The sequence below is a fragment of the Acidobacteriota bacterium genome, from assembly GCA_026393755.1.
In the GTDB taxonomy this organism is placed as follows: Bacteria; Acidobacteriota; Vicinamibacteria; order Vicinamibacterales; family JAKQTR01; genus JBAXOX01.
Genome location: JAPKZO010000017.1, coordinates 104,047 through 128,130, shown reverse-complemented (window position 1 = coordinate 128,130; position 24,084 = coordinate 104,047). Strand labels below are relative to the sequence as shown.

The window sequence follows — 24,084 nt, the reverse complement described above, 5'->3', positions numbered from 1 at the left end:
CAACTCCTGGGGTCTCCGGTTCCGCCGTGCGGCGGTCAATCGCGAGCAACGAGCCGGCGAACCGCGGCCACCAGCATCAACAGTGCCGCCCCGATGAGCACGACTTCGATAGTGAACATGTTAACCCCGATCCGCGCCGGGCCGCCGGTCAACTCGACCAGCGCCGTGAGCGCGACGACGACGCCGGCCAGCCGCAGCGTCCGCCGGCGATGCCGGGCGTCGCTGTCGACCGCGTTGGTGACGTCCACATGCGCAGTCATGTCGCCGCTTGCCAGGCGCTGGAGGATCGTGGCCGTACGGGCGGCGCCGCTCTCGACCAACCGTGCGGTTGACGACAGCAGCGCGCCGAGCGTGTCTCCCGACAGCGTCGCCCGCTGCAATTCCGACGAGACCAGCCGCTGACACGCCTCTTCGAGGTACTTCCCGACATTGAAGCCCGGCGCCAGACGCGTGATGAGCCCATCGGCCGCGACGGCCGAGCGGATGTACTTGACCACGTCTCGCTCGGGCGAGAGACGGGCCTTCCGGCACAGGATCAGCATGTCGAGCATGACTTGGGTGAAGTTCGTCTTGAGCACCGTCTCCGCGTCTTCGCCCGCGTACCAGTTCTTCGAGATCTCGATCATGCTCCGGCGAAACAGCCCGGTGTCCGATTCGGCGTCCGTCACGGTGAGATCGAAGAACAGGTCCGTCAAGGCCTCCACGTCGCCGCGGGTTAAGACCAGTGTCATGGCCACGAGGTGGCGCCGGGAGTACCCGCTGAGCACGCCGGTAATCCCGAAATCGACGTACGCGACGACTTCCCCGGGCAGCATCAGCAGATTCGCCGGGTGCAGATCCGCATGAAACGCCCCGTAGCGGAACGCGTCGCCGAGGAAGTTGTCGATGATATGGCGCGCGAAATTGTCGGGATCGAACCCGACTGGACAGATGGCCCGCGCCGCCGATTCGCCCTGTGACGTCACCGCGCGCAGATATTCGAGCGCAGTGACGCCGGTCATGTACTCCATGACCAGCGTCCGCCGCGTCGTCACGTTCCAGAAGATGACGGGCACGCGCTCGAGGGGGTTCTGCGTGGCGTTGCGGCGAAGCCGGTCCGCGTACCGGGCCTCCCGCCGGTAGTCGAGTTCCTCGAGCGTCCATGCCGCGAACTCGCTCATCGGCGCGAGCGTCCAGAACAGCGACTTCAGGTCCAGCCGGCGAATCAGGCGGATCGCGAGGTGGATGAGCCGGATGTCTCCGGCAAACTCGATGTCGACCATCGGGCGCTGAACCTTGACAGCCACCTTCTGGCCTTCGAGATACGCGGCGTGCACCTGCCCGATTGACGCCGTCGCAACCGGTTCGGGATCAATCCAGTCGAAGATCTGCTGCGGCGTCCGCCCCAGTTCCTCGCGGAAGACCTGTTCGACGTGCGCGAAGGGAAACGGCTTGATGCGATCGAGGAGGTCGAAGAGTTCGTCGCAGTACTCGCGGGAGAGGATATCGGGCTGCAGCGCGAGCATCTGGCCGAATTTGATGAAGCTCCCGCCGAGATCCTCGAACAGCCGGCGGAACCGCTGCGGGCTGGTCATTCTCGCCAGAGGCACGCGCCGCACGAGCCAGGGCCACCGGCCCAGGAAGCGCACGACGAGGTAGGCGGCGCCGTGCGCCACGAGCACACGCGCCAGGTGCACCAGCCGCCGGACGTTCATCCGGAGGATCCTCACGTCGGCCTCGGTCGCTGCCAGGGACGCCGCTGGCCGACCTTCGTGTGGACGCGCGAAGCGTCCGCTCCGGCACCGCCGAACCGGCAGGGCGCGACAGAACGGCTTCGTGCTCCGATTCCGGCCGACTTCACCATATCGATTCGGGTGACGACACTGTGCTGAAGGGTGTTCACGAGTGACAATGAGCGGTATATCAGCACACGAATTATATCGTGTCGAGACGCACGTGGCGACCGACCAGGCCGGCTCCCCGGCGGGTGCGCAATAGGCCGTCCGGCGCGGAGGAAACGGGCGTACAATGACCTCGTTTTCATCCGACGCCGGCAGGACTCGATCTGGCCGGCGACTCCCGGAACCGCCGAATGCTGCAGATTGCGATCGTCAACATGAAAGGCGGGGTGGGCAAGACCACCACCGCCATCCATCTGGCGGCGGGCCTGGCTCGACACGGCTCGCGCGTGCTGCTGGTCGACGCCGATCCGCAGGGCAATATCGGCCACGCGCTCGGCGTGCGGCGGGAACGCACCATCGTCGACCTGATGCTCGGCGACGCGTCGATAGACGACGTGGTCGCGCGCGGCGTGCGGGAGCGGCTTGATGTCATTCCCTCGACGCCGGCCGCGTTCGCGCTCGAATCCCAGCTGGCCGGTGCACCGCAGCGCGAGACGATCCTGTCGCGCCGCTTGAAGGCGATCCGCGGCTACGATGCGGTGATCATCGACAGTTCTCCGGCGATGAACCTGCTCACCTACAACGCGCTCCTGTTCGCGTCGGATCTCATCATGCCGGTCAGCATGGACGGCATGGCCATTCTCGGCGCGCGACAGACGCTCGCCGGCGTCCACCAGATTCGGGACCTGTGGCCGGATCGGAGGCTCGATCTTTTTGCCGTTCTGCCAACCTCCGTCAACAGCTCCACCAATGCGACGCGGGCTGCGTTTGAAGCCCTGACTGAGGACGCGGAGATGGGAGATCGGCTGTACCGTCGAGGCATCCGGCAATGCATTGATGTGACCTATGCTATCACCCAACGACAAACGATCTGGGAATACGCCCCGCGGAGCAGGGCGGCGGAAGATTACGACGCGTTTGTCCAGTTCGTCAGCGAAGGCGCCGCCGACGCCCCGGACAGACGGACTGGCCGCGACGCGGCGAGCGAAAAAGGCCAGACCCTCGTTTGACGTCGCGCGCGCCGAGATCGGCGGGCAGGGCGCCCGCTGGGTCTACCGGTCCGACGCGGCGTCAGAGGCGGCCGCGCCACCGGTCAAGCGTCCGGTCCCGGCTGTCGAGTCTCAGGTCGAGTTCCAGCCTGCGCCCCCCGCGCGTCCGATCGCGCCCCGAGCGACGAAGGCCCCTCAAGCCAAGTCATCCAAGTCGTCATCGACGCACGACTGGATAGGCATCGGAGTCAGCGTCATGACGCTGCCGCTGACGCTGCCTATCTTGGCGATGATCGCGCCCGTTGTCTGGTTCGCGGGATCGCGCCCGCGCCGCTGAACCGTCGCTCCTCTCAGAAACGCACCTTGAAGCGGACGCTGTGGCGCGATTCGTCGCTCGAGTGAAGGAACTGATATTCGAGCGTGTACAGAAGCCCCGACCCGCTGCGCATCGTCAGACCGAGCACCCCCTGGAATGTGTCCAGCGGCACCGGCATGCCCTGCACCGAAAACTGAGTGATTGGATTGGCGGCGAAGTTGGCCTTCGCCCTCGTCCAGTCGTCGCCGAACTCACGGCGGTACGTCAGCAGAATGTTTGGCAGCCACGTGCCCGTCCGACGGAAGTGGTGGAGGTCGATGTTGAATTCGCGGGTCGACAGCGTCTGCGTGTGGACGTCGAGCGAGATCGAGTCCGCTCCGTCTTCGTTGAATTCCTTCCGGGAATAGTTCGCGGCGCGAAGCCCGAGCTTCCCGTCGAACGTCCACGTGCCGACCTTCCGGGTGAACTGCCAATCGCTCCACGCGTCGCGCGTCGTGCTGACCTGATCGCTGGTGGCGTCGCGGTCGATCCCCCCCGACAACGGCACGAGCTGGCCGCTGGCGTCCGGCACGAACGCCTCAAACTGAATGTGGCGCTTCGTTGTGGTGGTTGATCGTGCCAGGCTGCCGCCCCAATGCACGTTGAAGGGACCGAAGCTGAAGCCGAAATACGTGAACGCGCGCGGCGCGATCATGGTGCTGGTCTCACTGAGATCGGTGAGGGACAGTCCACCGGTGGTGAGGGACAGGCCGGCCCCGACCGTCCAGTCGGACCCGGGCTTGAAGTCGACCCCGCCTCCGCCGCCGCCCACATTGCCCGTGCCGCCACTGAAGATGCCCGACGAGAAACTCGCGTGGTCGCCGCTCAACTGGATCCAGAATCGTGGCTTCGCCCCTGCTCCCGACGGGCGCGCCCCGTCCTTCCAGTCGTGCTCGACGTTTGATAGCTCGTTGCGCACCATGTCAGTGATCGAGAGACTATCGAGAGCCACCAGTCGGGCCGTGGACGCGTGGATTTCGCCAGCCATCGCCCTCAGCGCGAGATCCAGATGCGCGTCGTCCAATGCCGTCAGCTCATTGACCACATTGGCAAAGTCGCCGGTTGCCCCCGATTTGCCGGCATCGACTCCAGTGGCCACCTGGATGGCGTTGGGCGTTCTCGCCGCGTTGCGGAGGGGCAACGCGTAATTGAGCAGTGTCACCATCAAGGCGAACGGGCCGGGCCTGAGGACGGGCACCAGTGTCGTCGACGGGCTGCTGATGTCGGCGCCGGTCATGCGCAGACCGCCGGTGGTCGTGAGCGCCGCGAACGTGGTCGCGCGCGCCGACGTCGGAGAGTTGATATTCACGTTGAAGTGCGTGCCAGTCAGGTTCGCCGTGCCGTTGACCAGGAGGGGCGCCGCCCCACCCGGCGAGACGGTCAGGCCAATCGTGGATCCCGCCGTCGTCGTGAGGTTGCCGTTGATGAGCAGGGACGGAAATTGAGTGCCGGCAAGCAAACTCGCGTCGGCTGAGGTGGGAGTGAACGTCGCGAACTGGCTTCCCGGCGCGGGAACCACCAATCCACCCGCAAGATCGATCGAGCCGCCGATCGTGCCCGCGGCCAGGAGCGTCCCGGCGGAGTCCACCTTGACGCTGCCGGGGAGCAACGCGTCGATAGCTAGCGCGCCCTCTCGAATCCATGTCAGGCCGGTGTACCCCTGGGCGCCGCTCAGGCTCACCGTGCCCAGCCCAAGCTTGGTGACGTTGCCCAGGCCGGTGATCACACCTCGGAAGGCGCCGTTGAATGCCTGATTGAAGACCAGTTCGCCGTTGTCGACCACCGAGCCCTGCAGGCTGTTCGTGCTGCCGATGATCGAGCCGCCGTTCAGGAAGGTGCCGCCGGTGTACGTATTGGCGCCGGAGAGCGTGAGGGCGCCGATGCCGGTCTTGAACAGCGCGCCTCCGCCACTGAGCACGCCGCCGTACGTGCCGCTGGTCGTCTGATCAAAATCGACCTGAGTGTTGCTGAAGATGTTGCCGCGGAGACTGCTGGTGGTGCCCCACAGGGCGCCGCCGTTGACCGTGATTCCGCCGGTGAAGGTGTTGGCGCCGGAGAGCGTGAGACGGCCCGTTCCGGTCTTGATAAGCGTTCCGGTGCCGCTGATCACGCCGCCTAGCGTTGCGGTAACCGCGCCGCCCGTGTCGATCGTGCCGCCGCCGGCCTGCAGGGTAAACGCTCGCGAAGTCGAGAAGCCTGTGGTCGTGATCCCCAGTGTTCCACCCGTCGTGGCGTCGCCCAATGCGAGGCTGCCGCCCGCCGCGCCGAGCGCGCTGTCGGCCCCGACCTGCAGCGTGGTGCCGCCGGTCACGATCGTGCCGCCGGTGTAGGTGTTGGCGTTGGTGAGCGCGAACAGTCCGCCGCCTGTCAACCGCAGCGTCCCGGCACTGGCGTTGTCGGTCACCAACCCGCTCCAGGTCACCGACTGACCCGCGCCTGCGTTGAGCGTCGAGGTGCCCGCGATCCGCAAACCGTGCGCGAAGGTGCCGTTGGCCGTGAGGCCGAGCGTGGTCGCATTGCTCATCGCGACCGCACCCGCGCCGCCCAGGTTCGCATCCGCGGCGGCGTTCAACGTGCCCGCGTTGAGCGCGAGGCCGCCAGTGAACGTGTTGATGCCCGAGAGCGTCAACGCGCCGGCGCCGGTCTTGGCCAGGGCGCCTGTGCCGCCAATCGCGCCGCCGAGGGTTGCCGCAATCGCGCCGCCCGTATTGATCGCGCCGCCGCCGGCCTGCAGCGTCACCGCTCGCGAGGTCGAGAAGCCCGTAGTCGTAATCTCAAGCGCTCCGCCAGTGGTGGCATCGCCAAGCGTCACGCCGGTGCCCGCCGCGCCCAGCGCGCCGTCGGCGCCGATCTGAAGCGTGCTGCCGCCGGTCACGATCGAGCCACCCGTATACGAATTCGCGGCGTTGGTGAGCGCGAACAGGCCGCCGCCCGTCACACGCAGCGTGCCAGCACCCGCAAAGTCGCCCACCAGACCGCTCCACGTCGCGGACAAGCCCGTTCCCAGGTTCATCGACGAGGTGCCCTCGATCTGCAGGCCGTGCGCGAAGGTGCCGCTGCCGGTGAGGCCGATCGTCGTCGCATTGTTCATCGCGATCGCACCCGCGCCCCCCAGATTCGCATCGGTCGCGACACTCAGCGTGCCGGCGTTGAGCACAATGCCGCCAGTGAAGTCGTTCGTGCCCGACAAGGTCCACGCGCCGCTGCCGGTCTTGAAGAGGCCGCCGGTCCCGGTGAACGTGCCGCCAAAGCTGCTGCTCGAATTGTCGCCGCCCACTGTGAGCGCGGCCGCGCCATTGAGCTCGACGGTGCCCGTGCCGCCGACGGTAAAGAACGTCTGATCGAAACCGTTGAAGTCAGCGGTGCCGCTTGCACCCACCGACAGCGAGGTGCTGTTGCCAAACGCGGTGACGCTGCCTGCCCGCAGGATGCCTGCGTTGACCGACGTGGCTCCCGTATACGTGTTGTCGCCGCTGAGCGTCAGCAGGCCCGTCCCGTCTTTCGTCAGACTGCCGCCGCCGCCTATCGCGCCACTGAGCGTCGCGTCCGATGCCCCGACCGTGTCGATGGTGCCACCGCCACTCTGCAGCGTGATCACGCGGCCGGACGAAAAGACGTTCCCGACGCTCGTCGCGTCGATGCCCAGCGTGCCGCCCGTGGTGGCATCGCCCAGCGTCACCGTGCCGATGGTCGGGTCGAGGATGTCGAACGAGCCGAGTGCCCCGTCGAGTCCCACGACCAGTCTGCTGTTACCGTTGACCGATGTGCCAGCCGCCCACCAATTGGTGGCATCGGTGAGCACCAGGGTGCCTCCGCCCGTCACGTTCAATGCCGCGCCGCCTTCCGAGCCGATCTGGCCGCTCCACGTCGCGGTCTGGCCCGACGCGACGCTGATGTTCTGGGTGCCTCCGTTCATGTAGAAGGTGCGCGAGAAGATCCCGCTTGCCGTGATCCGGAGCGTGGTGTCGGCGCTGCCGTAAAGCCCACTGCCGGCCGCACCGAGATTGGCGTCCGACGAGACGCTCAGCGTGCCGAAGTTGATGGACGTTCCGCCAGAGTACGCGTTGTTCCCCGAGAGCACCAGCGTGCCCGTGCCGTCCATCGAGACGCCTAGAGAGCCACCGCTGCCGAGCACGCCGAACTCGTCAGCGATGTCGCCGGCGACCGTGGCGGTTTGCGAGCCAGAAGGCGCGAACGACAAAGAGTAGAAGTCGCTCCCTTGAAAGAAGATGCCCGAGCCTGCGGCCGAGCCGCTGACGCCGCCGGTCGATCCGGCGCCACCGGTCACTGCGGCACCGTTGATGGTGAAACCGCCGCCGACTGTCAGGTTGCCGCCAGCCTGCACGAAGATTGCGCCGCCGAGGCCCGCGCCGCCGCCGCCGCCCCGCGTCGTGAGCGTGCCCCCGTCCCCGCCGAACGTGCCGCCCAAATTGGCGCTGGCTCCCGTGGTCCCGCCTCCGCCCCCGCCGTAACCGCCGGCGCCGAAGTTCGGGGAGTCGCCGAGCGGCGTGCCGCCTCCGCCTCCGCCAAACCCGCCGAAGTTGTTCGCCGCCCATCCGCCGCCGCCACCGCCTCCGAAGTTTCCGCCGTTGGTCGTTATGCCGCCGGTGGCCGCACCCGCGACGTCGATGATGCTACCCGCGCCTCCTCCTCCCCCGACCGGAGGCCCGAGGACTCCGGTGATGATTCCTGGGAGACCTGGCAGTTCCGGGCCACCGCCGCTCGCGCCGACGCCGATGCCGCCCCCGCCGCCCGAGCCAGTCGCGGCATTGCCCGCGCCGCCGTTTCCGCCGAGGCCTCCACCACCGCCGCCTTCGACGTCTCCGAGGCCCCCCGTTCCCCCAGCGCCACCCACCGCGGCGTTGGAGATCAGGTTCACATTACTGACGCTGACGGTGGCCAGTTCCCCGACAAACAACGCGCCGCCCATGCCGGCGCCGCCCCCACCACCGGGGCCCCCGGCGCCTCCGCTTCCCCCGGTCGCGACCGTGTCCCTGATCGTGAGATTCTGGATCGTCACCGCAACCGGTGTCGGCGCCGGTGGACCACCCACCATGGGAATCACGAACGACTCAATGAACAAGCCTCGGTATTGACTGTTGCCGGAGAGCGAGTATCCGCCGCCGTCGATCGTGACACTGGCTCCGACGTTGGGGAGATCGGCCGTCAGTGTGATGTTGCTGCCGAACACGATCGTGTCGCCGGCAATCGCCGATGTCAGCGCTGTACGAAGGGCGGCTTCATCCGAGACCGCATACGTCGTTTGTGCCGCGGCCAGCGCCGGCAAGAACAGCGCGAGTACCAACCCGGCTACGATCTGCGGCATTCGTGGGGCGCGTGAACGAGCGATTGTTTCTGACATCGTGCCTCTCCAGACATCGCAGCAATCGTTACTTGGCAGCGCCTCACGTCCGGGTGGGGGAGAATCGGCCGCTTGTCGTCGTGGGGCCTGGGAGCAGCGATCCATTATCGGCGCCCCCGTGCGCGTGTCAAGCGGCAAGCGCGGGCAAGCGCGGGCGGCTGGCTTGACCTCGATGGCAGACACCCGATAGGCTTCGCGACGGGTCGTCGTACACTCACTTTCCAGGGAAGGCTAGGCAACGATCATGGGAAAACTGGACACGTCGCGGTTCATGGTGATTGGCGAAGGCCTGGCTGCCGGAATGACCAACTTCAGCCTGATCGAAGACGATCAGCGTGACAGTTTTTCCGCGCACGTGGCGAAGCGAATCGGCGAGCGATTCCCTCTGCCGCTGTTTCAGGCCCCGGGCATCGGCGATGCCCCCGGCTTTCAGCGCCTGCCAGTGCGGGTACCGTGGGACATGCAGACGACGGTCATCAAGAAGGTTCCGCCCACGGGGGCGTACGCCAATCTCTCATTGCCTGGGCTGACGGCTGCAGACGTCGTCAATCGGCGGCCGGAGATCCCGATCGTCCGGACGGACGACGCGCTGCAAACGGCGATCAACCTGGTGCTTGGGCTGGAGGAGTGCCGCGAGGGCCAGTCATCGCCCGGGCCGACCGTGCTCGAGTTCGCCGCGCGCCAGAAGCCCGGCCTCGCCCTGATCGAGTTGGGACTGGCCGAGGTGCTCGCGGCGGCGGTCGCCAGTGATCCGGCCGCGTTGCCTGGTGCGGCCTTCATGGCCGACTACGCCACGATCCTCAGCACCCTGGCGTCGGCGGGGGCCACGCTGATCGTGCTGACAATCCCCGATCCGATGGACACGGCGCATTTCTCCACGCTCGATGCCGCAGCCCGCGTGGTGCGGTTGCCCGCGTCCCGGATCCAGTCGAGGTATGGCCTGCAGAGTCACGACCGCGTCACCCCCAATGCGCTGATGGAAATGGGCTATCAGACGATGACGAAGCGGTTCGGACCGCTGCCAGACGGTTCCGTCATGAAGGGGGAGTGCGCGACCGAGATCAGCCGGAAAGTGGAAGCGCTCAACAAGGACCTGGTTTCGCTGGCCCAGAAGCACGACGCGCTGGTGTTCGATTTGCACGCGTTCTTCCGGCAAGTCAGGGAGCAGGGTGTGCGCGTGGGCACGCGCCGGATCACGGCCGACTACCTGGGTGGTTTCTACTCACTCAACGGGTACTATCCGGGCAAGTCCGGGCAGGCGATGATCGCGAACGGGTTGATCGACCTGTGGAATCGGACGGCCGGCACGCGCCACCAGAAGGTCGACATCGGGCCGATGCTCATCATGAACGACGCAGTGCTGGCGTACCAGGGCGCCGAGGGCCCGATGCACGGGACCCCGGCCGGCGTGCTGGCGGCCAGTGGGGCGACGGCGAAGCGCCTGATCAAGATGGCGAAGTTCGTCTCGGGAATGGTGCGCGGGAAACGGCAACGCCAGGAGATGCCCACACCACCCACCAGCGGATGCCATCCCGAACGATGGAAGATCAAGCTGCCGCCCGGCCTCGAGCAGACGCTGCCGCTCGACAGCGAATCGAGCTACTACGGTGACGCGCTGCGCGCCGTGCACACCACCGAGGCGCAACCGAAGGTCTATGGCCTGACCGGCAATCTGTTGTTCAGCGGCATCGCGCTGCTCGACACGCACCTGCATGGGTCGATACAAATCAAGTTCGCACCGCCCCAGGATGATTCGACGCACTTCGAGATTTCGCTCCTCTCGGGACTCAAGGGAGACGATGGCCGGCTGTCGGCGCCACATCTCTTCTGTCTGCCTGCGCTGGACAACAGAGTGATGGACGCTGCCGAGGTGCTGTCGTCGGGCGACCTCAACCTCATCACGGGCTGGGTCACCAATCTCAAGTGCAAGTTCTTCCTGCTGAATTCGGCGATCTTTGCGCTGGCGGCGGTGAACCCCACATTGCCCGCGGCGCCCATCGACTTCCCGGGCTTCTACGGGACGACGTGGGCCGGCTTCGAGTCACGCCCGGACGGCCTGCTGGACTTCACGCTCCACGCCACGACGTTCATTCCGCTGAGCGTGCTCCACGTGCCCGTGCGGTTCCCGATGCCCTTTGCCAGTGCGTCCGGCAAATTCGCCAGCGTGCCGTCGGACGGGACCGCGTTGCATCCCCACATCCACTTGAGCACCAAGCCGCCCGCCCCGGCCGATCCAGGCGTTCGCGTGCCGCTGCTCCCGACCAACACGGTGTGGCAGATGATGGGCTCCATGCACAACAACACGTTCGGCGACGATTTCGCGCTGAACGCACCGGAGTTGGGCGGGCACGGGATGGGACGTTCGCATCTGAACTGCCGGTACTCCATCCAGTTCGGCGAACGCTTCGGTGACGCGGTCTCGGTCTACGTCGCCACCCTGCCGCCCGGAGGACTGCTGGCCGAGGTGCCCGAATCGCCGCTGACTGCCAACTTCGGCAGCCGCATCCCGCGAGGCGCGCCGGGCCATGATGAGGCGTTGAGGTTCGGCACGGTGAACTACCGCATGGGCAAGGTCTCGATGATCGATGACCCGCTCGATTTTGCGCTCTGCATCGTCAACCTCAAGACGGGCAAGATCGTTGGTGAGATGCTGCACCGCGGACTGATCTCACAGCGGATCATCATGAAGCTGCTCGAGGTCGAGCCGAGGACGCCGACCGAAACCTTCACGTGGCGTGGCCCGGGATCGTTTGAGGTGGGCAACGACGGCCAGACGATCTTCCGGTATAACGGCGTCCAGTACCTCCCGTACCCAGAGGGCTTCAAGTTCCCGACCGACGATCTCGAGAGCCACATCGTCATCGGGCCCGATTCCGTGCTGTATCCCTTCCTGCGCCACCAGGCCATGCCAGTGGTCGGGCACGAATGGAGGCCGCGATCGGGAGAGGCTCACATCACGTCGTCGAATGGGCAGGAGTTCAGCTATAAGTACGAGATCCCGGAGGGGCGGGCCAAGCCATTTTTCGAGTTCACCAACCATGCGCTCGGCGGGACGTTCAAGCTCAACTGCCTGACGTGGCTCCACTATCTCAGGTCGCGCACCTCGAAGGCCGCTCCGGGTGAGTGCGACACCGTGACGTTCTCCGGGCTCGGCAGCTGGAGCCTCGATCCGACCAACGGCGTACACATCGCCGTCGTGCAGATTTGCACGTCGCCGGAGTTCCCGTATGTCAGCGTGATCATCGACCCGGGTTGGTACTCGATCTCGAATGTGAATACGAAGCCCAAGGATATGGCGATCTCGCTGCCGTAGGACGGCCGTCAACGCCGCCCGCGGTCCTCGCGGCGCGCGCCCGGGGCGACGGCGTTCGGATTACTATTTGGCGCGGAGATATTCGACATGGCACTGATCGATCTGCGCAGCGACACGCTCACTCTGCCGACGCCAGAAATGCTCCAGAGCATGGTGACGGCGAAACTGGGGGATGATTCGCGCGACGGCGACCCGACCGTTCGTGAACTCGAGGCCGAATCGGCCAGGTTGATGGGCAAGGATGCGGCCGTCTTCACGATCAGCGGCACCATGTCGAACACGCTCGCGTTGCGCACCCATGCCGAACCCGGGGCGGCTGCGATTGTCGAGGAGAGCGCCCACGTGTACGGCATGGAGTGGAGCGGAGCGGCGGCGGTGTGCGGGCTGCTGGTGATGCCGGTCGGCGGGCAATACGGAGCGCCCGACCCGGATCGCGTGCGGTGGGCAGGAAGGAAGGCCGCGACGATGTATCCGGGGCGCGGCGTGCTGTGCCTGGAGAACACGCACAATGCCGCCGGCGGCACCGTGATGACTGCGGCGCAGATCAGCGAACTGGCTTCCATCGGTCACGAGTGCGGACTGTCGGTGCATCTTGACGGCGCGCGCATCTTCAACGCGGCGGTCGCGCTTGGCGTCGAGGCGCGGGAGATCGGGCGGGCGGTCGACTCGGTCAGCTTCTGCCTGTCGAAGGGCCTCTCGGCGCCGGTGGGGTCGGTGCTGGCCGGGTCCAGCGCCTTTATCGAACGTGCCGGCAAGGTGCGGCGATCGTTCGGCGCCGCGATGCGCCAGGCCGGCGTGATTGCCGCGCCGGGACTCGTCGCGTTACGGACCATGATCGGCCGGCTCGTCGAGGACCACGACAACGCCCGCGTGTTCGCCGAGGCCGTGGCGACTATTCCGGGCTTGGACGTCGATCTGAAGGCCGTTCAGAGCAACATCGTCAACGTCGATGTCAAGGCGCTCGGTATCGATGCCGCGACGTTCGCGATGCACTTGCGCGAGCAGGACGTGCGCGGTCTGCCCGGAATGGGGTCGGTCGTGCGCTTCGTCACGTATCGCGGCATTACGCGTCCGGATATCGAGCGCGCGATCGAGGCGGTGCGGTTGACTGTCGCCGCGCGGCCATGGGCCGCGGCGGCGGAGTAGGTCTTCCGTCACCCCGGCATCGGCGTCAGATCTCGACACCCGTCAGGACCACCCGTGACACGGAGATTTCGAACAGCTGCGCGCCGGGCGGGACGGGCATGCCCCGGACGGCTCGCGTCGTGATTCTGATCTTCCCGCTCGCTCCGGTATCTTCGGACAGCTTCGACGCGATGTTGACCGGGTCGCCCGCGATCCCGCTCGGGCCGCGGGGGTTGGAGAAGAAGAGCACGGGCCCCCGGTCGATCCCGATCTTCACCGCGACGCCGTTCTCCGCGAACTGAGCGCGGACCGCCTGTGCAAATTCCAGCGCCTCGGCGGGCGTGTCGAACGTCAGAATCGCCAGTCCGCCGCCGAGGCCGGCGACGTGGTCTTCGGCCCGCATGGCCACTTTGATGATCGTGTCCACGAGCGCGTTGTTCACGAACTCGTCGAGCATCTCCGGGAGGTTGTGCGACGAGTGCGGCTCGTGCGCCTTCGAGACGAACACAACGACCCGCTCGCGAAGGTACGCGTCGTAGATGCGCTTCCGGATCTGGCCGGCGTCGGCTGCCTGCCCGAGCCCGCTCAGCAGCGAGAAGAATTCCTCGGGATAGGGGTGGGGGTACTGCGTGTCGTCGGCGCGCAGCTCGGCCATGCGTCCCGGCCGCACCAGGGCGTACACGCCGGCCGCATACACCGCGCTCAGTTCCGGACGCCGAGCAAACGGCGATTCGGTGGCCTCGCCGAGCCGATCCGTCACCGCGCGTGTGAGCAGGATTTCGCCCGGCCCGGCACAGGCTTCTGCCAGATGCTCGACGGTTTCGGCGTCGCCGCCGTACAAACCGCCGCCGACTTCGTAAAACTCGCCGCTGTGCACGCACATGCCGATTCCGACGGCCGCCTTCGAGGCGATGCGCACCTGCGCTTCGGCCATCGCGCCGACGATCAAGGCTGGGTCGACCGGCGACGGGTAGTACATCTCCGTGTTGTCGGCGACCCACACGCCGATGGCCCGGCCGCCGATCGCCGCGCCGAGCCCATGAAGAATGCGCTTCGGCTCCGACACGATCGCGAGCACGTCGAGCAGATCGCGCTCTTCGGTCAATCGGCTCAAGCCGGAGGTGTCGGAGGCGACCACCGTGCCCTCAATCCGGTACACGTCCAGCAGGCGTTCGGCGTCGGCAGCGCTCTGGCCGCCCGCCGCCCAGGTCTGCAGTAATTCGACCGGGAGCGGGCCGGCGATATCCTGTGTGAGATCTGCAAGGGCGGGAATGATTCTCGGCAGGGCCACAGCGATACTATGCCAGAATCGCCGGGTAGTCGGTAGGGATCGCCGCCGAGCCCGATCGGTTGCGATGATTCCAGCGGAGCATGTCGAGGAAGCGAGGATCTGGGATGCGTATCTACCTGGCGTGTACCGTTCGAGGAGATCGCGGAGCCGTGGCAGCGGCGCGGCACATCAACGACAAGCTGGTGCATCTCGGGCACGAGGTCCTGACGTCGCACCTGCTCAGGGATGACGTCGACGAGTTAGAGAGCCACGTCACCGCGGCGCACGTGTTCGCGCGGGACGTCGAGTGGCTCGAGAGCGCCGACGTCCTGGTGGCGGAGGCGTCTGGCTCGAGCTTCGGCGTGGGATTCGAAGTTGGTTACATCCTCGGCCGCGCCGCGCAATCGGGGCAGCGCGCCTACGTGCTCTATCACGCCAACCGGCAGGGCGCGATCTCGCGCATGATCAGCGGACTGTCCCACCAGCACGCGAACTCGCTCGCTTACAACACGCTCGCTGACATTGACGCGTTCCTCGACGCGCACCTCGCGCCGACGCGGAAGTAGCGGGGGATTCTGGTTTGGGTCGTCCACTCGGTGTCTGATCCGGCAGAATCCCTTTGAGTGCCCCCCGGGGAGAGGTCCAGATGCGAATCACCGGCACCCTTGCACCGCTCACCGTGGCCGCTTTGTGCATAACGATTCTTACGCTTGGTGCCTCTCAGGCACCGGCGCCTGTCGCGGCCGCGGCCGCGGCGGCAGGCAACACACGGACGACTTCCCAAAGCAGCGAGCCGCGCAGCGGGCCCGGCTGCATGCCGGCGGGGGATGCCGTCACCGATCCGGCTGTTCTTCCCCCGGTCTCGAAGACCCCGCCGATGTCGATGGCGAGCCCTCTTGGCGTCGGCTTCGAGCGGCTGCCCGACTACGTTCCGCCGCACAACTCGCGAGTGCGTATGCGCGTCAGGGTCAGCGAAGCGGGTGTGGTCACCTCGGCGTGTGCGGTTGACCCGATCGACGACCGTCTCGCAGAGCGGATCGTGAAAGCGATGGCCGACTTCTGGCGTTACGCCCCGGCGACGCTTCGCGGTCGCCCGGTCCCTACCGTGCAGGACGCTCAGGTCGATCTCACCGTCGCGATGCCTCTCGAGGACGTGCTGGCGGCGCGCCGCCCCGCCGGCGCGTTCGCTGCGGAGCGCGCGATCTACGAGTCGACCGACGTCGCCTGGCTCGAACGCCTCGCGGCGTCGGAGCAGGCCGCGGTCGAAGAAAGCCGCAAGAGCCGCGGGCGGATGCCAAAGGCGTTGCGCACGACCGCGCTGGCGCGTCTCGGCGAGATCGGAAGTCCGGCCAGTCTGGCCGCCTATGACCGGATCACAGGAGCCGCAAGCGCCATCTACCCTGCGCGAGACCAGTTCCTGGCGACCGTCTGGCCGCATCCAGCCTGGCACTTCGGCGACGCGTCGTTCGTCCCGCTTGCCGGAACCTCCGCGCCCGACGGCATCTCTTACGTCGTCGCCTCGGCCGACTTGTATGGGCGGCTCGATCTGTTTCTCCTGTCCTCCAAGACGCCCAAGGATCGTTCATCGTGGACGCGGCCCCGCCTGATGCCGATCGATTTCTTTCGCGGTGCCCGCAACGGCACGCTCCAGTGGCACGACGGCGTGCTCGAGCTGGCCTACGATCAGCAGGAAGCGCCAACGCCCGGCGTGATGGAGTTTCGACCCGAGGGCGATATGCTCGCGCCGCTGACCGGTCATCAGACACGCCGCATCAATGTGGCTGAAGTCTGGCAGGACTCGGACGGCGACGGACTGACCGACATCGAAGAACTGCGACTCGGCCTCGATCCGAAGAACAATGACTCGGACGGCGACGGTATCCCAGACGGCCAGGATGTGTGCCCGAACTATGCGCCACCTGCGGGAAGCGAGTCCAGTGAGTCACAGCAGATTCTCCAAGCTGCCTTCTTCGCGACGTTCGGGCTGACCGGATCGCGCGCGATGCTGATGCCCGATCAGGCGTCGGAACGAGTGCAGTTTGTCGGCTACGCGGGTCCCGTGATCTATGGGCGACCCGGGCCCGGCAGTCGGCCCGGCGGGCCGTTTGCAGGCTTCGGCGGCGTGTTCGTCAGCTGGGATATCGTCAATCGCACGACTGGCGAGGCGACGGTGCTTGCCAGCGATTACGAGGGGCCGCTGGCCGCCGGCGGCCAGAATGTCTATCTCAGAAAGCTGCGCGGGCGGTGGTACGTGGTGGCGCAGACAACCACCTGGGTCAGCTAGCCGCCGGCCGAGGGATCGAGCGGTCGGGTCAGTCTCGCGTCGACCAGAAAATAGCGCGGGCGACAGCGTTGCTGCCTCGTCGACCTCTTCACGTCCAATCCAAGGCGAGACTAGATGGCGATCCGTCCTTCGGCCATGCGGGGGAAGGGGTACACCTCGTGGATGTCTTTGAGCCCCAGAATCGCATATGTCAGGCGCTCCACCCCAAAACCCGCGCCGGCACACGCAATCCTTCCCCCGCCGCCATCGAGGGATGCGAACAAATCGAAGAAGGGCGCGAAATAGGCCATGGGGTAATCGAGATCGATCATCCGGCGCTCGAGATCCTCGATCGACCGCGTCCGTTCGGCGCCCGACAGACATTCGATGGGATGTGGATTCTCGCCCGCGGGCGGCAGGACCACGTCGTAATTGAGAAAGCGCCCCTGCTCGGGCTCGAAGCAGTCGTAGGCCTCCCGCCTCAGGTTCGAGAGAATGAAGGGCTGGCCCTGCGCCCGCGACGACGCCCAGCGCTCAACGGCGTCATCGTCTTCCAGGTTCTCCCGCTGCTTGACGTCCTGGACGTCAATGACGGCAAGCGGGTCCGTCAACGCGGGCAGGGCTGAACCGCGAAAACGCTGAATGATGTCGCCGTGGGTGTCGGCAAGGCGCCGATAGAGACCCCGCATCAGATCGGAGATGAGCGCGAGCATTTCCTCGTAGGTTCCGTCACGTTTCTCGAAGTCCACCTGCATGAACTCGGAAGTGTACTTGTACTCCTTCCGCCCGATGCGCATCTCCATGCGGATGTTCGGAGAAGCCCAGAAGACCTGCCGGGCGTTGGAGAGCATGACGATGAGGATCTTCTGGAGGATGAGCGACTGGGTGACCGATACCTCCTCGCCGTAGTAGTTGACCCTGGCGGGGTAGGTCCAGTGGTTCAAGGGATCCGTGCAGCCCGCCAGCATGTAGACCGGCGGGTGCACGTACCCACGACCGACCAGTTCGCCGCAGAGATAGTGCTGGATGGTGGTCCGCACCGCGAGAATCTCCTGGAGCCTGGGGTTGGACATCGCCCTCCGGGCCTGTTCAAGGGATCCGAGGACCATCGGATCCCGCAGGTCCACCGGCTCGATCCGCTGAATGCCGAGGGCGAGGGATGAATCTCTTCGAGGTGCCGCCACGACGTCCTCCTTGAATTCCCGAGTCGTGCCCGCCAAGCGTGACGGGCGGGCCTTGGCCGCCTGAGCGTAGCCGCTGAATGATAGCGAATAACGCAAATGCCTACCAGCACATCCACAGTAATCGTCACAGACGTGATAAATTGATACTATTAGTGGTAATATTATGAAGATTCGTTTCCTACGACTGAGGGGGGACTCGTGAAACACGCCATCGATGATCTGGACCGTTCCATCCTGCGCACCCTGGTCAAGGATGCCCGCAGACCATTCCTCGAGATCGCGCGCGCATTGGGCGTCTCTGGCGGCGCCATTCACCAGCGTGTCGGCGGACTTCGGGAGGCTGGCGTCATCAAGGGTTCGAGAGCGGTGTTGGATTATGCGGGGTTGGGATTCGGCGTTTCGGCCTTCGTTGGCATCACGCTGACCAAAGCGGGCCTGAGCGCGCAGACCCAGGAACGGCTCAAGGCGATTCCAGAAATCGTCGAGGTGCACTACACGACGGGCACCTACAGTCTCCTGGCCAAGGTCGTGATCCGGGGAATCCCTGAACTCTATGCGTTTCTCTCGGAGCGTCTGCAGCGCATCAAAGAGATCCAGTCCACGGAGACCTTCGTCATCCTGCAGACCTCGGTCGAGCGGGATCCGGTGATCTGAGGCCCGCGCTCAGCGTGAGCGACGCCGAGATGAGGATCCGGCGGGCAGATGATCCCGGTGGCAATACGTCGCGACATCATCAACGATCATCGCCGCTGGGGCACTCGGGCAGACAGGCATGGCCGGCCCTGGCCATCGGGCGGGGATCGGTACTTCCGCCGGTTCATAGAATCCCAGTACATTGAACTTCAATGTGTGGTCCGGCAGTCGGGCGAAGGTCCGCGCCACGTGCGCCACGTCGTCGGCGCCCAGAAAATCCAGCAGGAACGCTAACGCGCCGGGATCGCGGCGCAACGGCCGCGACTCGATGCGGGTCAAGTTCAGTCCTTCGTCGGCAAAGACGCGGAGTACGTCGAGCAACGATCCGGATCGATGCGCCGCCGTGAAGACCAGAGAGCACTTGCGTCCGCTCCGACCTCCGGTTCGTGAGAGGACAAGGAATCGCGTCGTATTGGCGGCGTGATCCTCGATGCCTTCCTTGACCACTTCGAGGCCGTAGAGATCGGCAGCCAGGGCGCCGGCCACGACTGCCGCCGCCCGCGGCCGCTCGGCTGCAAGCCATCGCGCCGCGCCGGCTGTGTCGTAGAAGGGACGGGGTTCGAGACCGTGCCGGGCGACGAAGGATCGGCATTGTCCCAGCGCCTGCGGGTGGGAGTAGACGGACTTGATCTCGCTGTGTTCGGTGCCGGGCAGCGCGAGGAGGCAGTGGTGAATCGGCACCTGGACCTCCGCGATCAGCCGAAGATCCGTCTCCGCCAGCAGGTCGTTCACTTCGCCGACGGGGCCCTCGATCGAATTCTCGACCGGCACAACTCCCAGGTCCATGGCCCCGCTGTCCACGGCCAGGAAGACGTCGCGGAACTCCCGACAGGGCATCGCCACGAGGCTCGAGTCGTGGTGCCGCACCGCCAGTTCGCTCCAGGCGCCGAGTTCTCCCTGGAACCCCGCGAGGCGGAACCTCCGCTCCTGCAGCGCCCGCGACTCGTCCAGAATTCCCCGAAACAGGGGCCTCAGGAATGATGGGTCGAGCAGGCCGTAGCGCCGGGCGCCGATCCGGGCGAGAGGACGGCGTCTTCACGCACGGGATCGCCCACCACGTCCTTCAGGCGGCCGGCCCGCACGGCCAACTGCATGCGCTCGTCGAGCAGTCGCAGCAGCTTCAGATCCGCATCGTCGATGAGTGCACGGAGCGTCGCGAGATCCACGAGGCCGGCCTCCTGTTCAGCTGGTGTGTCTGCGGCGTGTGCCGGACCGTCGCCGGGCACAGCCGCCGGTGTCCGTGTGGTCGGGCCTAGGTCCACCGAGTCTTCGTCGTTTGTCGTGGCCACTGCTTCATCACCTTTCTCAAAGAAGTCCAGAAACACGAGAGGCCATCACCCGACTCGCGGGTGATGGCCTCTCGTGGTACCCGGCGTTCTCGTCTCAAACCGTGGCTACATCACCGGTCGCTCCCACCCAGCACGACCGTGCTGGTAAACGTAAAGACGGCCGGATTGCCGTAACCGGCAAGACGGAGCGCGAGCGCGTTGTGCCGCGCGGCGCACGGGGCGGGGCGCGATCCAGCCTTCTCAGTCTTCAACATCGAGTGTCCGGCGGGTGAAGATCCACTTGCAACGTGAGAACAGTACGCAATATCGCCGGGCGGGTCAACCGGAGGCCCGGTGGAACAAGGGGTCAGTGCGGGTGTGACGGATCTCGATGAGCCCTGCGCCGATGGTCAGTACACGAGGCCGCCGCTGAGGAAGCTGCTCGTTCGCGGGTCGGACGGCGAATCGAACACCGTGGCGGTCTGGCCCACCTCGATCATGCGTCCGTCCAGCAGGACCAGTGTGCGCGACGCCAGGCGACGGGCTTCGTGCGTGTTGTGCGTGACGAGCACCAGTGTCGTGCCCAGCCCCTGCAGTTCCTTGATCATCGTTTCGACGATCGCGACGTTTCGGGGGTCGAGGTTCGCCGCCGGTTCGTCGAGCAGCAGGACGTCGGCGCAGGTCGCCATGGCGCGGGCGAGCGCCACGCGTTGCATCTCGCCGCCCGAGAGCGACCTCGCCGGCGCGCTGACCAAGTGCTTCAGCGCCAAGCGCCCCAGCAGGGCGTCGACATCGGCGAGTTCCCGGCGGCCGCGGAGACGGCGCCCGAAGGCGACATTGGCGCGGACTGATCGGTCCAGCATGAGCGACCGCTGGAACACCGTGGTGACGGTCCGGCTGATCTCGATCGGCATCGGATAAGCAACTGGCGCTCCGGCATACTCAATCCGGCCCACCGTCGGGGGTTCGAGAAACTGCAGCAGGCGCAGCAGCGTGGACTTGCCCGCGCCGCTCGGGCCAATGACGGCCAGCGTCTCGCCGCGCGCGATGTCGAGCGCCGGCACATCGAGCACAATGCGGTCGCCGTAGCAGTGGCGCAACCCGGTGATGCGGTAGGCGAGTGCGGCACCACTCATCGCGACCGTCCCTGGAGTTGGAGCAGGACGACGTTGGCCACGAGTGCAAGCGCGATAAGGATGATGCCGAGTGCCATAGCAAGGGCGAAATCACCCTGGCGCGCATAGAGCACAATCGCCGTCGTCAGCACTCGCGTCTGGCCCTCGATGTTTCCGCCGACCAGCATCACGGCACCCACTTCGGAAATGATGCCGCCGAACGCGGCGACAATCGCCGCCGTGACGCCGATGCGAGCCTCCCGAAGAACAGTCCACGCCAGTTGCCAGCGGGTCGCGCCGAGCGCCCGGACCTGCAGGCGCAGATCCCGATCGACGCCGTCCACCGCGCTCATCGTGAGCGCCGCGACCAGCGGAAACGCGATGATGGTTTGCGCTGCGATCATGGCGGCGGGCGTAAACAGCCATCCGAGATCGCCAAACGGGCCGCTTCTTGAGACCACCATGTAGACGAACAGCCCGACGACGACCGGCGGCAGGCCCATGCCGGTGTAGAGCACGAGCGTCACGAGGCGGCGGCCCGGAAAGCGCGCGAGACCCAGGGCGGCGCCCACGGGCACGCCGATGACGGCCGCCAGCAGCAGTGCGATGCCGGTCACGCGGAAGGTGAGGGCCACCACCGCGATCAGCGCCGGCTCTCCGAGTGCCCGCAGGATGCTATCGATAGCGCACCGTGATTGATGTCACCCAGTGCGAGTAACGCGATGCGAACTCGTCGCTGGCGACGACCAGTTGAATGAGGCCGTCGCGCCCGGTCATCGGCCGGCCGTCGCGTTGGTAGGCCAGCACGACGACGCGAGACGCGGGGCTGGCGTCGGTCCCAGCCTGCCGCAGCGGGGTCGCCGGATTCTTCAACCACCCGAGCATCGCCGCCACGTCCTGGTCTGTGAGATTCGCCGTCGTAAAGACGCCGATTCCCGCATGCCGAGCCGGATCGCGGATCGCGGCTGCCGCCATCTTCGCATCGAAGGCGCGCCGGGCCAATGCCGGTGCTGGCCGCTTGCCGGCCGGGGCCGTGCCCTCCCCATTCGCGCCATGGCACTCGTTGCAGCCTTTCGCGAGATAGACCCGCTCGCCTTTCGAGACCAGACCAAACAGCTCCGTCCACCTCAACGTCACGGTGTAGCCGTCGCTGCTCGTCAGCACGATGTGCTCAGCGCCGTGCTTCGTGTCCGCAACGGTGGGATCGACTGAGCGGAGGACGTCAACCAGCGAGGCGCCGGCCCAGGAGGTCGGCCCGATCTTGCCGCGTCGGACACCGGTGATCTCGTGGTTCGGCAGCGTCACCTTCGGCAGCGCCTTGAGTTGGTCAATCGTGAAGGTGCGCGACAGCGGTCCCACCTGGACTCGCAGCAAGGTCGCGGCCTTCAGTTCTTCAGAATTCGGATAGAACAGCGGCTGGCCCACACGGTCGACGCCAAATGCGCCGATGCGGGCCTGGGTCGGCTTCGAGAGAACCCACTCGACGAAGCGCCCGGCGAGCGCCGCCTGAACCGACGGGTGTTTCGCAGGACTAATGGCGATCACGCCGTAGTCGTTGTGCAGATCGCGGTCGGGGTTGGCCTTGAGCGTCTCACCGCCAAACAACAACCGAAGCCCGGTCAGTTTGCTGCGCATGGCGAGCCACGTGGCGCGATCGCTCAGCGTGTACGCCTGACGCTCGTCGGCGAACGTCAAGGTTTCGCCCATGCCCTGGCCGACCGATAGGTACCAGGCCACCTCCCTGGTGGGTGCGAGACCGGCTGACTTCCAGAGCGCGAGTTCCTTGATCTGTGTCCCCGACTTGTCTCCGCGGCTCGCAAACGGCGCCTTCGCCCCGGCAATCGCCTTGAATGCGTCGACGGCCAGCTTCGTCTTGCCGATCCCGGCCGGATCCGCCCCTGGGCCGACGATGACGAAGTCGTTGTACATCACATCGTCGCGACGCGTGGCGTGGCCTTCGGCGACAAACGCATCCTCGGCCTCACGCGCGTGTACCAGCAGGACATCCACGTCACCGCGCCGGCCGAGTTCCAGCGCTTGACCCGTTCCGACGGCCACGACGTCGACGCGACAACCGCACTGGCGCTCGAAATCAGGCAGCAGCGCGCTCAGCAGGCCGCTGTCCGCCGTGCTCGTTGTAGTCGCCAGCCGCAGAACGGCGTTCGTTGCGCCGCCCTGCAAAGCGGTCCCGATGGCCACCGGCACCGACTTCACGGCGAGTACGAATCCCACCACCGCTAACACGAGAAGATGACGATTCATCCGCATGAGTGATCCAATCCTGTGGTGTCACGCCGCCGGGACCCTAGGCCGGGCTGGAGCCCGGCGATCCGAGGGGTGTCACGCCGCCCACTTGTCCGATCCCTCGCGAGCCTGGGATCGCCACGCTCCAGCGTGGCCTTCCCTTGTGTCGGGCTCGTTCTCGGCGGTTCGAGGAGCAACCTCGTGAGGATCTTATCCGAATCGCGATCCGCGCTCGATGACATCCTCGACACGGGCGATCTCGGCCTCGGTCGTGTGCTGATCGGCGAGCGCATAGAAGGCCCATCGGTCCAGCACCAGCCCCATCGCGACCGCGAGCAGGGCGAAGCCGGCGGCATGCCAGATCAGGAACAGGGACGGAAGCACATTGAAGAGGAACGGGCGTGCATCTGAGAGCTTGAGGAACCGGTTGGCGTCGGTACCCTGCTCGGTGAGCGGAAAAGCACTTCGGGCCAGCGACCACCTCCGGACGACGAAGACCGCGGCATCGGCCGCAATGGCCCACATCGCCACACTGATTCCCCTCAATGCCGCGCTGCCAATCGCCAGCAGAAACACCTCGCCACATACCAGTCCGGTCGTCAGTGGCAGCAGCACGGTCGCGCCGTGCCACGTCCGCTGGCCACCCAGCCGATACACCAGTCCGATCGACAGGAGGAACAGGACCGCAGTGGCGGCCGCGGCGAATTTGAGCCAAGCAACCGGGTGGCCTTGCCAGTGCATCACCAGGAGCGCGATGCTCGCGCCGAGGGTTGCTCCGGCCAACAGGACTTCGCGGCTGAGCTCGCTCCGGCCAACGCCGCGCGCGACAAGCGGGGCGCGCGTCTTCCGGCCGAGATGGAGTGTCGAGACGATCAGGGCGGCGCCCAGCGCAACTGCGCCCGCCGCCAACGCAACCGCCTGCGACGGGAGATCAGTCCGCATGTGCCATGCTGCTGCGGCGATGATGCCGGCCCCGCCGATGGCGAGGCTGGTGAACCATACGAGTGGTGCGTGGTTTGACAT

At 66.2% G+C, this 24,084-nt stretch carries 17 protein-coding genes; 6 read left to right on the top strand and 11 right to left on the bottom strand.

What is annotated here, in order from left to right; all coding sequences use genetic code 11:
* Positions 1-35 precede the first annotated feature (35 nt).
* The gene (locus tag NTV05_06130; protein MCX6543977.1) at positions 36-1,709 is read right to left on the bottom strand and encodes an AarF/UbiB family protein; all 1,674 of its coding nucleotides are present in this window, start codon (positions 1,707-1,709) and stop codon (positions 36-38) included.
* A gap of 362 nt (positions 1,710-2,071) precedes the next feature.
* Between NTV05_06130 and NTV05_06125 the strand changes: the two genes are divergently transcribed.
* A complete protein-coding gene (locus tag NTV05_06125; GenBank protein MCX6543976.1) occupies positions 2,072-2,890 on the top strand; it encodes an AAA family ATPase in 819 nt (272 codons plus the stop codon).
* Between the two features lie 329 nt (positions 2,891-3,219).
* On the opposite strand, the gene NTV05_06120 is transcribed toward NTV05_06125, so the two are convergent.
* Positions 3,220-8,550, bottom strand: a complete 5,331-nt coding sequence (locus NTV05_06120) for an autotransporter-associated beta strand repeat-containing protein (protein ID MCX6543975.1) — start codon at positions 8,548-8,550, stop codon at positions 3,220-3,222.
* 280 nt (positions 8,551-8,830) lie between these two features.
* On the opposite strand from NTV05_06120, the gene NTV05_06115 reads away from it, so the two are divergent.
* A complete protein-coding gene (locus tag NTV05_06115; protein ID MCX6543974.1) occupies positions 8,831-11,899 on the top strand; it encodes a hypothetical protein in 3,069 nt (1,022 codons plus the stop codon).
* 87 nt (positions 11,900-11,986) lie between these two features.
* Positions 11,987-13,045, top strand: a complete 1,059-nt coding sequence (locus NTV05_06110; protein ID MCX6543973.1) for a beta-eliminating lyase-related protein — start codon at positions 11,987-11,989, stop codon at positions 13,043-13,045.
* Between the two features lie 25 nt (positions 13,046-13,070).
* On the opposite strand, the gene NTV05_06105 is transcribed toward NTV05_06110, so the two are convergent.
* The gene (locus tag NTV05_06105) at positions 13,071-14,315 is read right to left on the bottom strand and encodes a hypothetical protein (protein MCX6543972.1); all 1,245 of its coding nucleotides are present in this window, start codon (positions 14,313-14,315) and stop codon (positions 13,071-13,073) included.
* A 104-nt stretch (positions 14,316-14,419) separates the two neighbouring features.
* On the opposite strand from NTV05_06105, the gene NTV05_06100 reads away from it, so the two are divergent.
* Entirely contained in the window at positions 14,420-14,860 is a 441-nt protein-coding gene (locus NTV05_06100; GenBank protein MCX6543971.1) for a nucleoside 2-deoxyribosyltransferase, read from the top strand.
* Between the two features lie 80 nt (positions 14,861-14,940).
* Positions 14,941-16,578, top strand: a complete 1,638-nt coding sequence (locus NTV05_06095) for a thrombospondin type 3 repeat-containing protein (protein ID MCX6543970.1) — start codon at positions 14,941-14,943, stop codon at positions 16,576-16,578.
* Between the two features lie 110 nt (positions 16,579-16,688).
* Here the strand turns inward: NTV05_06095 and NTV05_06090 are convergent, their stop codons facing one another.
* Positions 16,689-17,741, bottom strand: a complete 1,053-nt coding sequence (locus tag NTV05_06090; GenBank protein ID MCX6543969.1) for a hypothetical protein — start codon at positions 17,739-17,741, stop codon at positions 16,689-16,691.
* A 198-nt stretch (positions 17,742-17,939) separates the two neighbouring features.
* Between NTV05_06090 and NTV05_06085 the strand changes: the two genes are divergently transcribed.
* The gene (locus NTV05_06085; protein ID MCX6543968.1) at positions 17,940-18,395 is read left to right on the top strand and encodes an Lrp/AsnC ligand binding domain-containing protein; all 456 of its coding nucleotides are present in this window, start codon (positions 17,940-17,942) and stop codon (positions 18,393-18,395) included.
* 9 nt (positions 18,396-18,404) lie between these two features.
* On the opposite strand, the gene NTV05_06080 is transcribed toward NTV05_06085, so the two are convergent.
* The 7 genes from NTV05_06080 to NTV05_06050 form a co-directional block, all read right to left on the bottom strand.
* Positions 18,405-19,301: an ACT domain-containing protein gene (locus NTV05_06080; protein MCX6543967.1), complete on the bottom strand. Its 897-nt coding sequence runs from the start codon at positions 19,299-19,301 to the stop codon at positions 18,405-18,407.
* 104 nt (positions 19,302-19,405) lie between these two features.
* The gene (locus tag NTV05_06075; GenBank protein ID MCX6543966.1) at positions 19,406-19,723 is read right to left on the bottom strand and encodes a chorismate mutase; all 318 of its coding nucleotides are present in this window, start codon (positions 19,721-19,723) and stop codon (positions 19,406-19,408) included.
* Positions 19,724-19,833: 110 nt separating this feature from the next.
* Positions 19,834-19,977, bottom strand: a complete 144-nt coding sequence (locus NTV05_06070; GenBank protein ID MCX6543965.1) for a hypothetical protein — start codon at positions 19,975-19,977, stop codon at positions 19,834-19,836.
* 135 nt (positions 19,978-20,112) lie between these two features.
* Positions 20,113-20,838, bottom strand: coding sequence for an ATP-binding cassette domain-containing protein (locus NTV05_06065; protein MCX6543964.1), 726 nt, complete (start codon positions 20,836-20,838; stop codon positions 20,113-20,115).
* Positions 20,835-21,452: an ABC transporter permease gene (locus NTV05_06060; protein ID MCX6543963.1), complete on the bottom strand. Its 618-nt coding sequence runs from the start codon at positions 21,450-21,452 to the stop codon at positions 20,835-20,837. Before NTV05_06060 ends, NTV05_06065 begins: the two co-directional genes overlap by 4 nt.
* Before the next feature lie 40 nt (positions 21,453-21,492).
* The gene (locus NTV05_06055) at positions 21,493-23,079 is read right to left on the bottom strand and encodes a substrate-binding domain-containing protein (GenBank protein MCX6543962.1); all 1,587 of its coding nucleotides are present in this window, start codon (positions 23,077-23,079) and stop codon (positions 21,493-21,495) included.
* Between the two features lie 192 nt (positions 23,080-23,271).
* Positions 23,272-24,084, bottom strand: coding sequence for a dimethyl sulfoxide reductase anchor subunit (locus NTV05_06050; protein ID MCX6543961.1), 813 nt, complete (start codon positions 24,082-24,084; stop codon positions 23,272-23,274).

What these genes read in the sequence shown, in the direction of transcription:
- NTV05_06125 (MCX6543976.1), top strand. Translation starts at nt 2,072, where the DNA reads ATGCTGCAGATTGCGATCGTCAACATGAAAGGCGGGGTGGGCAAGACC.
- NTV05_06095 (MCX6543970.1), top strand. Translation starts at nt 14,941, where the DNA reads ATGCGAATCACCGGCACCCTTGCACCGCTCACCGTGGCCGCTTTGTGC.
- NTV05_06050 (MCX6543961.1), bottom strand. Translation starts at nt 24,084, where the DNA reads ATGTCAAACCACGCACCACTCGTATGGTTCACCAGCCTCGCCATCGGC.
- NTV05_06120 (MCX6543975.1), bottom strand. Translation starts at nt 8,550, where the DNA reads ATGCCGCAGATCGTAGCCGGGTTGGTACTCGCGCTGTTCTTGCCGGCG.
- NTV05_06070 (MCX6543965.1), bottom strand. Translation starts at nt 19,977, where the DNA reads ATGTTGAAGACTGAGAAGGCTGGATCGCGCCCCGCCCCGTGCGCCGCG.
- NTV05_06110 (MCX6543973.1), top strand. Translation starts at nt 11,987, where the DNA reads ATGGCACTGATCGATCTGCGCAGCGACACGCTCACTCTGCCGACGCCA.
- NTV05_06115 (MCX6543974.1), top strand. Translation starts at nt 8,831, where the DNA reads ATGGGAAAACTGGACACGTCGCGGTTCATGGTGATTGGCGAAGGCCTG.
- NTV05_06100 (MCX6543971.1), top strand. Translation starts at nt 14,420, where the DNA reads ATGCGTATCTACCTGGCGTGTACCGTTCGAGGAGATCGCGGAGCCGTG.
- NTV05_06055 (MCX6543962.1), bottom strand. Translation starts at nt 23,079, where the DNA reads ATGAATCGTCATCTTCTCGTGTTAGCGGTGGTGGGATTCGTACTCGCC.
- NTV05_06065 (MCX6543964.1), bottom strand. Translation starts at nt 20,838, where the DNA reads ATGAGTGGTGCCGCACTCGCCTACCGCATCACCGGGTTGCGCCACTGC.